11 protein-coding genes are annotated in these 16,184 nt (G+C 56.0%); 8 read left to right on the top strand and 3 right to left on the bottom strand.

Going from position 1 to position 16,184, the window contains the following annotated elements; genetic code table 11:
- Position 1 precedes the first annotated feature (1 nt).
- From K5Q35_RS01225 to K5Q35_RS01190, 8 genes are all read left to right on the top strand, one after another.
- Positions 2 to 1,147 (top strand): iron-containing alcohol dehydrogenase, encoded by a 1,146-nt coding sequence (locus tag K5Q35_RS01225; protein ID WP_220798139.1) that lies wholly within the window; start codon positions 2 to 4, stop codon positions 1,145 to 1,147.
- Positions 1,148 to 1,973: 826 nt separating this feature from the next.
- Positions 1,974 to 3,248, top strand: coding sequence for an urea ABC transporter substrate-binding protein (urtA, locus tag K5Q35_RS01220; protein ID WP_220798138.1), 1,275 nt, complete (start codon positions 1,974 to 1,976; stop codon positions 3,246 to 3,248).
- Between the two features lie 73 nt (positions 3,249 to 3,321).
- Positions 3,322 to 5,283, top strand: a complete 1,962-nt coding sequence (gene urtB, locus K5Q35_RS01215; RefSeq protein WP_220798137.1) for an urea ABC transporter permease subunit UrtB — start codon at positions 3,322 to 3,324, stop codon at positions 5,281 to 5,283.
- Positions 5,284 to 5,286: 3 nt separating this feature from the next.
- The gene (gene urtC, locus K5Q35_RS01210) at positions 5,287 to 6,543 is read left to right on the top strand and encodes an urea ABC transporter permease subunit UrtC (protein WP_220798136.1); all 1,257 of its coding nucleotides are present in this window, start codon (positions 5,287 to 5,289) and stop codon (positions 6,541 to 6,543) included.
- Positions 6,540 to 7,280, top strand: coding sequence for an urea ABC transporter ATP-binding protein UrtD (gene urtD / locus K5Q35_RS01205; protein WP_220798135.1), 741 nt, complete (start codon positions 6,540 to 6,542; stop codon positions 7,278 to 7,280). The genes urtC and urtD overlap by 4 nt, the downstream gene beginning before the upstream one ends.
- Positions 7,270 to 7,977 (top strand): urea ABC transporter ATP-binding subunit UrtE, encoded by a 708-nt coding sequence (gene urtE, locus K5Q35_RS01200; protein ID WP_259650428.1) that lies wholly within the window; start codon positions 7,270 to 7,272, stop codon positions 7,975 to 7,977. The genes urtD and urtE overlap by 11 nt, the downstream gene beginning before the upstream one ends.
- A gap of 258 nt (positions 7,978 to 8,235) precedes the next feature.
- Entirely contained in the window at positions 8,236 to 10,779 is a 2,544-nt protein-coding gene (locus K5Q35_RS01195) for a methyl-accepting chemotaxis protein (RefSeq protein WP_259650427.1), read from the top strand.
- A 271-nt stretch (positions 10,780 to 11,050) separates the two neighbouring features.
- Positions 11,051 to 11,452: an ACT domain-containing protein gene (locus K5Q35_RS01190; protein ID WP_220798133.1), complete on the top strand. Its 402-nt coding sequence runs from the start codon at positions 11,051 to 11,053 to the stop codon at positions 11,450 to 11,452.
- Here the strand turns inward: K5Q35_RS01190 and K5Q35_RS01185 are convergent.
- The 3 genes from K5Q35_RS01185 to K5Q35_RS01175 form a co-directional block, all read right to left on the bottom strand.
- A complete protein-coding gene (locus K5Q35_RS01185) occupies positions 11,449 to 12,498 on the bottom strand; it encodes an AbrB family transcriptional regulator (protein ID WP_220798132.1) in 1,050 nt (349 codons plus the stop codon). The two genes, K5Q35_RS01190 and K5Q35_RS01185, sit on opposite strands and share 4 nt — an antisense overlap.
- A gap of 73 nt (positions 12,499 to 12,571) precedes the next feature.
- Entirely contained in the window at positions 12,572 to 14,815 is a 2,244-nt protein-coding gene (gene ptsP / locus K5Q35_RS01180) for a phosphoenolpyruvate--protein phosphotransferase (RefSeq protein ID WP_013961235.1), read from the bottom strand.
- Between the two features lie 45 nt (positions 14,816 to 14,860).
- Positions 14,861 to 16,099 (bottom strand): aspartate kinase, encoded by a 1,239-nt coding sequence (locus K5Q35_RS01175; protein ID WP_013961234.1) that lies wholly within the window; start codon positions 16,097 to 16,099, stop codon positions 14,861 to 14,863.
- Positions 16,100 to 16,184 lie beyond the last annotated feature (85 nt).

The following is a 16,184-nucleotide window of genomic DNA, read 5'->3' as shown; positions in this document are numbered from 1 at the left end:
CATGAGCCTTACTGCAAACTGGTCCTATCCCACCGCCATCCGCTTCGGTGCAGGCCGTATTTCAGAGATCGGGGAGGCCTGTGCGGCCGCCGGGATCAAAAAACCCCTACTCATCACGGACCGTGGCCTTGCAGAAATGGACATCACCACCCGCACGCTTGACCTGATGGAGGCGGCGGGCCTTGGTCGCGCGATCTTTGCCGATGTGGACCCGAACCCCAACGAAAAGAACGCCGCCGCTGGTGTTCAGGCTTTCAAAGAGGGCGGCTATGACGGTGTGATTGCTTTCGGCGGTGGCTCCGGCCTTGATCTGGGCAAGCTGGTCGCTTTTCTGGCAGGCCAAACCCGACCGCTGTGGGATTTTGAGGACATCGGCGATTACTGGACGCGCGCGGATGCCGATGCCATCGCACCGATCATCGCCGTGCCCACCACCGCCGGGACCGGTTCAGAGGTGGGCCGTGCCTCCGTGATCACCAATTCTGAAACCGAAGAGAAAAAGATCATATTCCATCCGAAATTCCTGCCCAGCGTTGTGATCTGCGATCCGGAACTGACGGTTGGCATGCCGAAATTCATCACGGCAGGCACCGGACTTGATGCCTTTGCCCATTGTGTGGAGGCGTTCTGCTCACCGCATTACCACCCCATGTCACAGGGCATCGCGCTTGAGGGCATGCGGCTGGTCAAGGACTACCTGCCACGCGCCTATGCCGACGGCAGCGATCTGGAGGCGCGCGCGCAGATGATGTCAGCCGCAGCCATGGGGGCCACCGCGTTTCAAAAGGGGCTTGGAGCCATTCATGCCTTGTCCCACCCGATTGGCGCCATCCATCATACGCACCACGGAACCACCAATGCCGTCTGCATGCCAGCGGTGTTGCAGTTCAACAAATCAGCGATTGCCACCCCACTTGCCGGTGCTGCCGCCTATCTGGATATAGAGGGTGGTTTCGTTGGTTTCTGTGATTTCGTGAATGAGTTGAATGCGGCACTCGGCATTCCCAAGTCTCTCGCTGAGCTTGGTGTGACGTCCCCCGATGTCGAACGGATCGTTGATGGCGCGCTCAATGACCCCAGCACAGGCGGCAATCCGGTTGAGATGACAAAGGCTAACACGACCACTTTGCTCGAAAGCATCCTTTAAGCCGCAACTCTATACAGGTTTTCAGGCAACTGCGGCGCGCGATCCAACAGCCGCGCTGCACTGTCTGCTTTGCGCACAAACGATGTGGTAAGACTGTATTATTGGGTTTGCGTTATGCTTGACGGACGCAAACCAAACAGTGGTGCTTAAAATATGGGCAGTTTAAGAACTTGTTTACTGATCGCCTTGGTCGCGCTACCTCTCGCGCGGCCGAGTGCTGCCGATGACGCGCTGTTTCGGGTATTTGCGGAATGCGCCGGGCGGTTTTCGGCTGAGCGAGAACACGCTTGGCTGGTCGGTGACCCTGACGCTGACCTTTATGATGACCAACGCCTCGTGTTTTTGTCACTGCTCGATGCAACCCTGCCGAGGGCACGGGCGCGTGATGCCCTGGCCCACCGGGTCGATGTAAAAATGGCCCACGCCTCATTGCTGAGACGGGCCACCTTTTCTCAGCATCCTGAACACGTCACCAGAGCCAGACACCTCGCCGCCGCATACAGAAAAACCTGTCTGGAGCTGCTTTTGGACAGCTAACGCCGCGCGGTTTACCGCTCGCCTTATTTTTGTGCACTTTTTGACTCAGCGGTCAAAAAACAGGCAGTCGGTCACAGTGTCTTTGCATTATCGCACGCGACGACTCCATCCCACCCCCGTTATCGACATAGCTTCTGGACTGACTGAACAAGTCATTCAAAACCGTGCGACGGCAATGGCCTAGGAACCAATACTGCCGCCGCACGCCGCAATAAATTGCGTGTGTAGGATATGGGGAAGGTCAACAGACTTCACAAGCCTGCCGCGCATCGTAAGAGAGGAATTTACGATGTCACGAAAAATGCTTGGCGCGACAACCGCCCTTGTGATGGCAGGAACGCTGCCCGCTCTGGCCGATTGCCCCATCAAGGTTGGTGTGCTGCACTCCCTGTCCGGAACCATGGCGATTTCCGAGACGACCCTCAAAGACACGATGGAAATGCTGGTGGAGCAACAAAACGACAAAGGCGGTCTGCTGGGGTGCCAGATTGAAGCGGTCGTTGTGGATCCCGCGTCCGATTGGCCGCTGTTTGCCGAGAAGGCGCGCGAGTTGTTGACGGTGCAGAACGTCGATGTGATTTTCGGATCATGGACATCGGTGTCGCGCAAATCCGCCCTGCCTGTTCTTGAAGAACTGAACGGCCTGATGTTCTATCCCGTGCAATATGAGGGCGAAGAAAGCTCAAAGAATGTCTTTTACACGGGTGCCGCGCCAAACCAACAGGCGATCCCGGCAACCGACTACTTTCTTGAGGAACTGGGCGTCGAGAAATTTGCGCTGCTGGGAACCGACTACGTCTACCCGCGCACAACCAACAACATCCTCGAAGCTTATCTGCAAGACAAGGGCATCGCGGCTGAGGACATCTTTGTGAATTACACGCCCTTTGGCCACTCTGACTGGTCCAAGATCGTGGCAGATGTTGTGGCACTGGGCGCGGACGGCAAAAAGGTCGGTGTAATTTCGACCATTAATGGCGATGCAAACGTGGGCTTTTACAAGGAGTTGGCAGCGGCTGGCATCTCAGCGGATGACATCCCCGTGGTTGCCTTTTCTGTTGGAGAAGAAGAGCTTGCGGGTCTCGACACCTCGAACCTTGTGGGTCATCTGGCGGCGTGGAATTACTTCCAATCGGCAGAATCCGATGCCAATGATGCATGGGTCACCGCCTGGAAAGCCCGCATGGGCGAAGAGCGCGTGACAAACGATCCGATGGAAGCGCATTACATCGGCTTCAATATGTGGGTGAACGCAGTGACAGCGGCCAGTTCTACGGATGTTGATGCGGTACGCGCGGCGATGTACGGGCAGGAATTTCCGAACCTGACCGGTGGGACAGCCGTGATGTTGCCCAACCATCACCTCGCAAAACCAGTTCTGATTGGCGAAATTCAGGCGGATGGTCAATTTGATATCATCTCGCAGACCGAAGAAGTACCCGGCGATGCCTGGACGGATTTCCTGCCTGAATCCGCAGTGTTGAAATCCGACTGGCAGGAACTTGGCTGCGGTATGTACAACACCGAAACCAGTTCCTGTGTACAGATCAAATCCAATTACTGATCTGTCCTGAACGTTGAAACAGACGCGTGCCACACGGCGCGCGTCACCTTCCAAATCCGAAGGATTTCCCCCCATGATTTCTGTTGTTCTGCGGTGCTGTGCGAGCATCCTTCTGTGCGCTTCACTCATGGGTCCTGTTCAGGCGCAGGACACCGAAGCACCGATCCAGCAAATGCTGCAGACCCACGCTGAGGTCATCCAGAAGTCGTCGCGTCGCACCATCGGCCCGGCAATTGATGCGCTCGCAAACAGCGGTATGGCGGATGCCAAGAGCATACTGGAACGCTGGCAAAACAAGGAAATGTGGTACAACGAAACGACGGGCATCTTTGTCTTCGCACAACCGGGTGGCGGCGATGTGCTGTTGCGGTTTGACGTGGCGGGCGGTGCGGCTTTGGCGGACGGCAACGAGGACAATTATAAGCAACTCAAGCCAAATTCCGGCATCCGTGGAATGATTGGCGCAGCACTTGTGCAGTTTCAACTGAACAGCCCTGATCCTGCGGAACGTGCTGTTGCCGTAAGCGCGATCGAACGCGATGCGGACCCGTCTCATCTGGCCGCCTTGCGCGGCGCTGCGGGTACGGAAACCGACCCGGCCCTCAAACAGCGCAAAGAACGTCTGGAACGCCTCCTGACCATCCGGTTCGAAACAGACGATGCAACACGGATCGCAGCGATCCAAAGCTTTTCCGGCGATCTGGGTGTGGATCTGCGCGCCGCCCTGAACCCGTTGGTCGCCACCCGCATCGAGGTCGCAGAGACACTGCCCGACGGTGCGATGCTGCTCGAAATTGGTCCCGATGCGCTGCCCCGTGACAGCGCTTATGACATCCTGATCGCTCAAGACCTCGCACCACCGCGCGTGTCACATGCAAACATCCGCGACGCCTTGATCGCGAATATTGACGATGGCCGCGTCGCCGGGGTGCGGATCGCGTCCCTCGACACGGATGACGCGCGCGCATCGGCCTATGCAATGCTCGCTGCAAGCGGGATGGCGCAACCGCTTGTGACACAGGCCGATATCGATGCGGCGCTGGAGACATTCACGTTTTTCGAGGTGTTCACCGGCGCGCCATTGCCGGTGGCGCAGGCCGCGCAGATCGCACTTGAGAAGATTGAGACGCGCGTCGCCGTCAACCAGACCGCTGATCTGGCGCTGGATGCTCTGTCACTCGCGTCGATCTACTTTCTGGCCGCCATAGGTCTGGCCATCACCTTTGGCGTGATGGGCGTGATCAACATGGCGCATGGGGAATTCATCATGATGGGGGCCTATACAGGCTATGTGGTGCAGCTGTTCATCCCCGACTATACGCTGTCGATCCTGCTGGCCATTCCGCTCGCCTTCATGGTGACCTTTGGTGCTGGTGTCGCGATGGAGCGTTTGGTGATCCGCTGGCTCTACCATCGCCCGCTGGAGACGCTGCTGGCGACTTTCGGGGTCTCGATTGCGCTGCAACAACTGGCCAAGAACATCTTTGGCACCCAAGCACGCCCCCTGACCGCCCCCGGCTGGCTGGATGGGTCATGGGTGATCAACGATATCGTGTCGATCAGCTATATCCGCATCGCTATCTTTTTCCTCGCTTTGCTATTTCTGGCTCTGTTTCTCTTTGTGATGAAACGCACTCGATTGGGGCTTGAGGTGCGCGCGGTCACGCAAAACCCACGCATGGCGGCCTCAATGGGCATCAACCCGGACAAGATCAACATGCTGACCTTTGGCTTTGGCTCAGGCATCGCGGGCATCGCGGGTGTGGCCATCGGGCTTTATTCCAAGGTCACCTCCGAGATGGGCAGCGAATATATCGTGCAAAGCTTTATGACTGTGGTCGTCGGCGGTGTCGGTAACATCTGGGGCACGCTGCTCGGGGCCACGATGGTGGGCACGCTGCAAAAGGGCATTGAGTGGCTGAACCCCTCGAACACCCTTGCAGCGCAGACCTATATGATCCTGTTTATCATCCTCTTTATTCAGTTCCGGCCCCGCGGCATCATCGCGCTCAAAGGCCGGGCGGCGGAGGCCTGAATCATGGCAGACATCGCCCTCGCCCCCCCGCGCAAACCCTTTGTAGCGCGCCATCCTTCGGTCCTGATTTTCCTCGGGCTTCTGGCGCTCTTTACTCTCGGCGTGACCATATTGGCCGAAGGCTTTGGCATCGGGGTGATCAGCACCAGTTTTGTCAAAACCCTCGGCAAGACACTGTGCCTGTGCCTTGTGGCGCTGGCGATGGATCTCGTCTGGGGCTATTGCGGTATCCTCTCACTCGGTCATATGGCATTTTTCGGCATCGGCGGCTACGCCATCGGGATGTGGCTGATGTATGCGCGCACCGAAATTATCGTGCGCGAAAGCCTCGCGAACGCGCCCCTGCCACCCACCCCGCAAGAAGTTTCAGACGGGATCGCGACCCAGATTTTCGGTGTAGTGGGCGCATCCGAATTTCCGCCCATCTGGGCCGTGGCGCATTCCTTGCCGCTGCAACTGGCCGCAGTGGTTGTCGTGCCGGGTCTGATCGCTCTGATCTTTGGCTGGCTGGCATTCCGCAGCCGCGTCACGGGCGTCTACCTGTCCATCCTGACACAGGCGATGACATTGGCCCTCGCGCTCTATCTCTTTCAGAACGACAGCGGGTTGCGCGGCAATAACGGCCTGTCTGGTCTGCAAAACCTGCCCGGGCTCAGCAATGTGCCGCAATCGACTGTTTCTATGTGGTTTTTCTGGGCCTCGGCCCTCGCGCTTGGACTTGGCTATCTGCTTTGCGCGGCGGTCGTATCGGGTAAATTCGGATCCGTCATCCGGGCCATCCGCGACGACGAGGCGCGCGTTCGGTTTTTGGGCTATTCGGTAGAGGCCTACAAACTCTTTATCTTTACATTTACCGCTATTCTGGCCGCGATCGCGGGCGCGCTGTATTACCCACAGGCGGGCATCATCAACCCGGCGGAAATTGCCCCGATCGCTTCGATCTATCTGGCCGTCTGGGTGGCAATCGGCGGGCGTGGCAGGCTCTATGGTGCTGTGATTGGCGCCGCTTTCGTGTCACTGCTCTCGACCTGGTTCACCGGCGGACAAGCGCCCGACATCAATCTCGGGTTCTATACCATCCAATGGGTGAATTGGTGGACGATACTGCTCGGACTTTCCTTTGTGGCGGTCACGCTGTTTGCACCGCGCGGGATTGGCGGCCTGATCGATCTGATCTCAGACCGGCGCAGCCCCAAACGGCATGGGGCAGACCTTGGCCCGGATGCGGGTGCCCTGCAGGAAAGGGAGGCGGACAAATGAGTACATTGCTTGAGGTTTCCGGCGTCTCCGTCTCATTTGACGGGTTCAGGGCGATCAACAATCTGACGTTCAAGATCGCGGAGGCCGAAATGCGCGCAGTCATCGGGCCGAATGGCGCGGGCAAGACCACTTTCATGGACATCATTACCGGCAAAACGAAACCCGACAGTGGCCACGTGCTCTGGGGCGAGAAATCCGTCTCATTGCTGGCCATGTCGGAAAGCAAAATCGCGCAGGCGGGGATCGGGCGCAAATTTCAGCGCCCAACCGTTTTTGAGGATCAGTCCGTCGCCGACAATCTGATGATGGCGTTGAAAAAACCCCGCAGCCCTTTCGCTGTTTTGCGGTTCAAACCAACGTCGCAAGACCATGAAAAAGTTGCGGATCTCGCCGATCAGATCGGACTGTCCGCGGCGCTTCACCGCAAATCGGGCGAGCTGTCGCACGGTCAGAAACAATGGCTTGAGATTGGCATGTTGCTCGCACAAGACCCGCGCCTGCTGCTGGTGGATGAGCCCGCCGCCGGCATGACCCCTGCCGAGCGGGAGCACACCACGGAACTTCTGGTGCAGGCCGCGAAAACCCGCGCCGTCGTTGTTGTCGAGCATGACATGGAGTTTGTGCGCCGGTTGAATTGCAAGGTCACGGTGCTCCACGAAGGGTCCGTTCTGGCCGAAGGGACGCTGGATCATGTGACGTCGGATGAAAAAGTAATTGAGGTGTATCTTGGCCGCTGATCTGCTGGAAATCAAAGACCTGACGCTGCATTACGGCGGCAGCCAGATCCTCAACGGTATCTCCATGTCAGCCGCGAAGGGCGAGGTTACCTGCGTGATGGGCACCAATGGTGTCGGCAAAACCAGCCTCCTCAAGGCAATTTCCGGCACCCATCCACGCAGTACCGGCACATATACGCTTGAGGGGCAGGACATCGGCAAAACCAACGCCCAGATGCTTGCCCAGATGGGTGTCGCCTATGTGCCGCAGGGACGCGAGATCTTTCCCTTCCTCACCGTGCGGGAAAATCTTGAAACAGGCTTTGCCTGCCTGCCCAAGCAGCATCATAAGATCCCGGACGAGGTTTTCGACCTTTTCCCGATCCTTAAGGATTTTCTGTCCCGGCGTGGCGGAGACCTGTCCGGCGGACAACAACAGCAGTTGGCCATCGCCCGTGCCTTGATAACGCAACCCAAGCTGTTGCTGCTGGATGAGCCGACCGAAGGCATTCAGCCCAATATCATCAAACAAATCGGCGAAGTCATCAAACTGCTGCGCACCAGAGGCGACATGGCAATTATTCTTGTGGAGCAGTTTTTTGACTTTGCCTTTGAGCTTGGGGACAAGTTCATCGTGCTCGAACGCGGGCAGGTCAAGCTGAGCGAAACCGCAGGTCAGATTGACCGTGACATTTTACACGCAGCCGTCTCTGTCTAGACGTCTCTGCGAGTTCACCGCCCAACTTTTGGCCAATCCCCACCGTTAAACGACGATTGACGTGCCATGTTTTAGTGCAGCCTTGGGCTACGCAAATGTTCTGAGCAGACATTTACGATCTGCAAAGACCTTCCTGATAATGACTGGTCAAATTAGAACTTTCGACGGCCGTACGTCAAAACCCTTTGTGTCGGGCTTTCGAAAAAACACAGTGCGCATCATAGCGGGTAAATCAATATGACAATGTCTCTTCGAAATGTGAAAATTGGCGTGAAACTTCCAGTTGTAATGGGATTGCTCGTCGCATTCACCATTGCAATCATGTCTTTAGTCAACGCCGTCTTTACATCAAATTTGATATTGGACTCTGCAACAAACAAGCTGGAGAGTATAACTGCCCTGAAGGCAAAGCGCGTTGAACACTTCCTGAATGATATAGAACGAGACATTCGTTTACGCTCAGCCTCACCAGAGACAGCGACTGCCCTGATTGCCCTCGCTGATGGCTACAATTCACTGGAAAATGCACCAGAAGTGCTGCGCAGGGTTTACATCGAAGACAACGAGCATCCCTTAGGTGAAAAAGATCAATTGGTAAAAGCCGATACCGGATCAAGCTATGGTTTTATTCACGCTGTCTATCACCCCGGGTTTGATGCCCTTCAGGACCAAATGGGGTACTATGATGTCTTTCTCTTCGATAACGAAGGCAATCTTGTCTATAGCGTCTTCAAAGAGAACGATTATGCCACCAACATGATTGACGGCCCATGGGCTTCGTCAGGATTGGCGGAAGCTTACCGCCAGGCTGCACTGCGCGATGCAGATTCTCAATCCGTTTTTGTCGACTTTGAACCATACGGACCAAGTGCAGACGCACCAGCGGCCTTCATCGCAAGACCAATTTTCAACGATCAGGGTACGCGACTTGGCGTCTTGGCTTACCAGATGCCAATCGATGAGTTGAGCCATGTTGCCAGCACCCTTGGCGGACTTGGCGAAACTGCAGACGGATTTCTGATTGGGACGGATGGGCTGATGCGGTCGGATTCAGTCCAGTCAGAGATCGACGATGTTCTTACAACAAAAGTCGAATCTAAAGAGATACAGGAAGGTCTGCTGGCAAACGCGACAAGCAGCTTTGAAACAACGGGCCAAAGAGGGCAAGACGTCATTGGCTCCATGATGCCCATCAACATTCTTGGCACGCAATGGGCGACGGTCATTCTACTGGACAAAGCAGAAGTATACGCTGGGCTGTTCTCGGCAGTGCTTCGCGCGCTCGCCATTGCAGGTATGGTACTCGCTGGTGTGCTTGTCGTTGCAGCTATGTTTTCGCGCAGCATTTCCCAACCGGTGCAACACCTGACAAAAGCCGTCAAAGAAGTCGCGGAAGGTTCTTTGGACACGGTGGTTCCCGGCACCGACAGAACGGACGAAATTGGCGAGTTAGCTCAAAAGACAGAGGTCTTTCGGCAAAATGCGCTGAAAATGGAAGAGATGAGTAAGGAACAGAAAAAAGCCGCCGAAAAGATGGCAGAACTCAGTGATGAGCGGGAAAAATCGGCGCAGCGCGAAATCGAACTGGCAAAAGAGAAAGAACAATCCGACCTCGAAGCAAAGGAAATGCGCGAAGAGATGATGCGCAACCTTGGCGCGTCCTTCGGAGAGGTTGTACACGCGGCACGCAACGGGAACTTTAAGAACAGAATCAACGCACAGTTTGACGATCAGATTCTCATGGAACTGTCAGAAAACATTAACCAGTTGATGTCAGCGGTCGACGACGGGCTTTCACAAACAGGTGCCGTGTTGAGCCGCGTCGCGGAGGGTGACTTGACCCATCGGATGGAGGGGGAATTCAAAGGATCCTTTCAGGAGTTGCAAACAAATGTGAACGACATGTTGGGCGCGCTAACAGGGCTGATCACGGAGATTTCGGAAAGTGGTCAAACGCTGTCCGGCTCAGCCTCGGAATTGCGTCAGACCGCCGATGTTCTGTCACGTCAAGCCGAACAAAACGCTGCGTCCGTAGAAGAAACCTCCGCAGCATTGGAAGAATTGAGCGCCAGCATTTCTCAGGTCAACGACAGCATTTCCGACGTGAGCAACAATGCGCATGAAGCGAAAGAAACCGCGACATCCAGTGAAAAAGTTGCACAAACAGCAACAGAATCAATGGATAAGATCGCAAATGGCTCAAAAGAAATAATGCGGGTCACTGAGGTCATAAATGACATCTCGTTCCAGATTAATCTGCTTGCTTTGAACGCAGGCGTCGAGGCGGCCCGCGCGGGAGACGCCGGTCGCGGCTTCTCTGTCGTTGCCTCCGAAGTAAGGCAGTTGGCCCAACGCGCCAGTGAAGCGTCCAAGGAAATCTCGGTCGTTTTGGTTCAAAGCGATGCAGCTGTCACAGAAGGCGTCGCAAACGTATCAAACGCCAAGGCCTCGTTGGACGATATCGCAAGGACTGTGATCAAGATCTCGCAGAGCGTCGATGATGTTACACGCGCCGTGTCCGAACAGGCAGCCGGCATCAAGGAAATTTCAACGGCCGTATCACAAGTCGATGGCAACACCCAAAAGCAAGCCGCAGCATTCGAAGAGGTCACTGCGTCCAGTCATGTCTTGGCCAAGGAAGCAAACGATCTGTTAGCTTCCACAGCCAGGTTTCGTGTGTCGCAGAACACACATCAATCCACACCCCGCGATTCCGGTAAAACCGAAACGAATGACAGAAACCTCAATACGCCTGCGACAGCGGTTGGCGCCGAAAACTTCAGTGACTGGGATGCATTTTAACGCACGTTCAAAATAGCATGCGGTGCCAGACGCGCTGGACAGATTGAGCTGATTTCTCAATCTGCTGCTGCAACATCACGGCAAGAAGGCTGGAAACAACAGATTTGCAACATTTCGCTCAAATGGTGGCACCAAATGCGGAAACACAACTCCACCTGTACAAATGACCCGGCAAGCTTTCTATGTGCTTTATCAGACGAAACGGTAAGGGCGAGCGCGGTGGGCTGGAGTTGAAGAGACCCACCTGTTTTGGACATGAAATGAGCGGAATATGAGCGGCGAGACTGACCTAAAGACTTTGATGCAAACGATGACGGCTCGCTTGGATGCTTCTGTTTACGTATTCGCAACACTTGTCTCTGACACAATCCCGGCAGACATTACGCCGCGCATGATGTTTAAGGAAGACGAAGGTACCACTTACATTCTGAAACAGAGTGACGCGAAACGTCACAATCTGCCACATCAGTTTCCGTGCAAGATGATCACGCTTGACGTCCATTCATCTCTTGAAGCAGTGGGGTTCATCGCGCAGATTTCCGCCGCTTTGGCCGAAGAGGGCATGGGCGTCAATCCCGTTTCAGGGTTTTATCACGATCACTTATTTGTACCTCTGGGCAAAGAAGCCGATGCAATGCGCATACTTGCGCAGCTGTCCGAGCCTCAAATCTAGTCGGTTTTCACCTCCGCGAAGAGGCGCGCAAAAAGTGGTGCGCCGATGATAATCACAACGATCCGGAACACATGGTGTGCAATGACAAAAGCCATGTCAGCACCTACGATCAGCGCGAGAACCGCCATTTCAGCCTGCCCCCCCGGCGCAAAGGCCAACAGCGCTTCGCGACCTGGTGCGAGACCTGTGACATATACAATCTCTACAAAGACAAAGGTCATAAGCAATAGAATAACGCAGTAGCCCAAACCCGCAGCAAGATCACGCCGCACCTCGTTGACTGTAATACCGCTGTATTTGACGCCAACTGTCATGCCGATAAAAAACTGTGCAGCCCAGATTGCCTCAGCCGGTGGGCGCACGACCAGAATTCCCATCACTGCCGCAAGCCCCGCACATATCATCGGGCCAAGGATTGACGCACCAAGCAGTCCAACAAGGTTTGCCAGATACCACCCCAACGCCGCACAAATGACCATTACCAGCAACTGCCCCGGGTCAATGGCCGTCAGCGGCGCGCCGGGTGGCGTTGACAAATCTGCCGACCAAAAAGACTGTAAAAGAAAAGGTAACGCGGTAATGATCACCAGAATGCGCGTCGCGTGTATCAACGACAATGTTCTGGGGTTACCACCCGCCTCCTCTCCAAAGACGAGCATATCTTGCAGCCCACCGGGCATAGCTGAGTAATAGCTGGTCGGAAAATCATACCCCCAGACCTTCTGGAAATACGGCACACCTATCGCTGCGACACAACATATCATCACCGGAACCAACAGTAGTGTGAGCCACATACCTGCCATTGAAGACAAGATAGCAGGCGTGAAAGTTGCGCCGACGGCGACGCCTAAAATGGTGCGCATCGCAGCATTGACCGGCGCGATCGCGCGCATTCGGAAACCAAGCAGGGCCGCCGCCAGGCAGGCTGCGATCGGCCCAATCAGCCAGGGCAAAGGCAATTCGAAAACATGGAAGACCCAAACACCGCTCAAGGCAAAGGCAAAGGGGGTTATATACCGCAGCACGCCATCGCCCAGAAAACCCACCTTGTCTTACCGCCTCTTGTAGCTTCGCCAGTGGCTTACTTTTCCGCTCGTTCCGTGCAAACCTTCCAATAGATCAACCCTGTCCGCGCAACCATTCCATGACCGCGGGTCGCACCGACATCTCACCACGATGACGCGAGTCTGCGATTACCTTACGCACCTCACCAAGATCACAGCGCCTCAAAAGGTTTTTCACAGGACCGATGGAGGCAGGCCTCATAGACAGGCTACGCAAGCCCATGGCCGCAAAGCACAAAGCCTCAACCGGGCGCCCCGCATCCTCTCCACAAAAAGAGACAGGAGTTCCCGTCGCATCGCAGCGTTCCACGATCCGCTCCACAAAGGTCAAAAACGAGATGTTCAATGTGTCATAGCGCCGGCGGACACGCTCGTTTTCACGATCCGCTGCAAAGAAAAACTGTTTGAGATCATTCCCCCCGATCGACAGGAAATCCACGTCTTCAAAGAACTTGTTGGGGGCAAACGCAAGGCTCGGGGTTTCAAGCATTGCGCCGATTTCAATCGTTTCTGGCAATACGTGACCCAAACGCGCTTCGGCTGCCACTGTTTTATCCATCAGGCGACGCGCTTCGGTGTATTCCTCCATCTGCGCGACAAAGGGAAACATCACAGTGAGCGGGCGTCCATTTGCAGCCCGAATAAGCGCTTGCAACTGCATACGCATGATACCCGGTTTGTCCAGACCGACACGTATGGCCCGCCATCCGAGCGCCGGGTTCGGCTCATCGTTCGGTTTCATATAGGGCAGCACTTTGTCTGAGCCGATATCGAGTGTCCGAAAGACGACGCGTTTGCCTTGTGCGGCATCGAGAACGCGGTCGTAAAGGGCAACAAGTTCGGATCGTCGTGGCATCTGATTTCGCACGAGGAACTGCAGTTCGGTCCGGAAAAGCCCGACGCCTTCTGCCCCCGAGGACACCAAGGAGGGCAAATCAGCCATCAACCCAGCATTCATGTGGAGCGTCACGGTGCACCCGTCCTGCGTGATCGCGGATTTATCCCGAATTGACGCATACCGCTCCTGCGCCGCCGCGAGCATCGCAATTTTATCCCTAAACGCAGAGACAACGGATTCGTCCGGCCGCAGGTGTGCGATGCCCTGCTCACCATCGACCATGATATGATCGCCGTTCAGGGCTTCGGTAGTGATCCGTTGGGCATGTACGATCAGCGGGATGGCAAGCGCACGCGCGACCACCGCCGCATGGCTGCCGACAGAGCCTTCTTCAAGAACGATTCCCTTGAGCTTGCGCCCATATTCCAAAAGTTCAGCCGGTCCGATGTTGCGTGCAATCAGGATCGGGTCAGCTGGCATCTCGGCTCCCGTGTCGGCCCCCTGCCCGGTCAGTATGCGCAACAGCCGGTTGGACAGATCATCAAGGTCACTCAAGCGTTCACGCAAATATCCATCCGTGATCTGTGACATACGCGCCCGTGCGGTCGATTGCTCTTTTTCGACCGCCGCCTCTGCGGACAGCCCGTTGGAGATGTCCTCCTGCATGCGCCGCATCCACCCTTTGGAATTGGCAAACATGCGGTAGGCTTCCAACACCTGACGCTGGTCCTTGTCCTGCCCTCCGGCAATCTGCATCATCTTGTCCACGCCAACACGCAGCTCTTCGACAGCTTCGCCAAGACGCTCCGCCTCGCGCACAGGATCATCCGCGATCGGGTTTGTCACCACAACACGGGGTTCATGCAGCCAGACATGGCCCTCAGCGGCGCCTTCCTGCCCAACGGTTCCGGGAAACATCGCAGGCTGCGAATGCCGCGCCGACATTGCAGCCCCCTCGCCCACGAAAGCGCCCAGTTCGGTCATTTCGGCCAGCACCATCGCGACAACTTCAAGCGCATAGACTTCGTCCGCAGAAAACTCCCGTGCCGCGCGCGACTGAACCACAAGCACACCGAGCGCTTCGCCAAGGCGCTGAATTGGAATGCCGAGGAAACTGGAAAACACCTCTTCGCCCGTTTCCGGCATATAGCGGAAACCCTTCGCCTGTGGCGCATCCGGCGTGTTCACAATGGCGCGTCGTTTTGCGACACGCCCCACGAGGCCCTCACCGAGCTTCATGCGGGTTTTATGCACAGCCTCTTTGTTGAGGCCTTTGGTTGCGCATAGTTCCAGCGTTTCAGCATCCCGGAACAGATAGATTGAGCAGACTTCACAGTCCATGCTGTCTGCGATCAGCGATGTGATCTCGTCGAGCCGTTCCTGCCCGGCAGCAAGACCGGCCATCGCATCGCGCAATCGCCCCAGTAATTTGCGCGACTCACTTTCGAGACGTTCAGCCACGTATGCTTCCTTCCCATATGCGCGACGCCATTTTGCGTGTGACGGTCAGGCGGCCTTTTCCAATTCGAAGGCATCATGCAGGGCTTGCACGGCAAGTTCCATGTATTTCCGGTCAATCAGCACAGAAATCTTGATTTCCGAGGTGGTGATAACCTTGATGTTGATACCTTCAGCACTCAGTACCTGAAACATCTTGGCGGCAACACCCGTATGGCTGCGCATGCCAATGCCAACCACAGAAACCTTGGCAACATCAAGGTCCGCGATGGCCTCGTGATAGTTAATAACGCCTTCAGACTTTGCATTTTCCACGGCTTTTTGGGCGCGCGCCACATGATCGGTGGGGCAGGACCATGTCATATCGGTGCGCCCCTCTTCGGCGATATTCTGCACAATCATGTCGACGTTGACACCTGCATCGCTCAGCGCGCTGAAAATATTCGCCGCGATACCGGGGCGGTCCGCCACGCTGACTAGGGTCATTTTGGCCTCATCGCGGCTGAAGGCGACACCGGCGACTACATTGCTTTCCATGATTTCCTCCTCATCACAAACCAGCGTTCCCGCTGTGTCAGATTGTTCCTCAAAACTGCTCAGCACGCGCAGTTTCACTTTGTAGCGCATTGCCAGTTCAACCGAACGGGTTTGCAGGACTTTCGCCCCCAAGGACGCCAGTTCGAGCATCTCTTCAAAGGCGATCTTATCGAGTTTTCGCGCTTTGGCGCTGACCCGCGGATCCGTCGTATATACCCCATCCACATCCGTGTAGATATCGCAACGCTCGGCCTCAAAGGCGGCGGCAAAGGCCACAGCCGTGGTGTCCGAACCACCCCGACCGAGCGTGGTGATGCGCCCCTCCGGGCTAATCCCCTGAAAACCTGCGACAACGGCGACCCGCATACCTTCAGCGAATTTTGCACGTATGTTTTCGGTCGGGATCTCTTCGATGCGGGCGGAGGAATGCGCGTTGGTGGTCTTGACCGGCACCTGCCAGCCTTGCCAACTGCGCGCGGGCACGTCCATTTCCTGCAGGGTCAACGCCATGAGGCCTGCTGTCACATTCTCGCCCGAGGACACAACAGCATCAAACTCGCGAGCATCACAGAGCGGCGAGATTTCATTGACCCACCCGACCAGTTCATTGGTTTTCCCCGACATGGCCGAGACGATCACGATGACATCATAGCCATTTGCAACCTCGACTCCGACCCGTTTGGCCACGCGCCGGATACGGTCCAGCGTCGCGACCGAAGTCCCCCCGAATTTCATTACCAGAACAGGCATTTGTGTGTCCCTCGCGTCAGTCGCGGCGGGTTTACGCGCAACGCCCATAACACACAAGCACTTTGCCTCTTCCGCAGTCGCCACC

Source organism: Roseobacter sp. OBYS 0001, from assembly GCF_019654895.1.
In the GTDB taxonomy this organism is placed as follows: domain Bacteria; phylum Pseudomonadota; class Alphaproteobacteria; order Rhodobacterales; family Rhodobacteraceae; genus Roseobacter; species Roseobacter litoralis.
The sequence above is the reverse complement of the archived record's forward strand: the minus strand, read 5'-3'. Positions and strand labels throughout refer to the sequence as shown.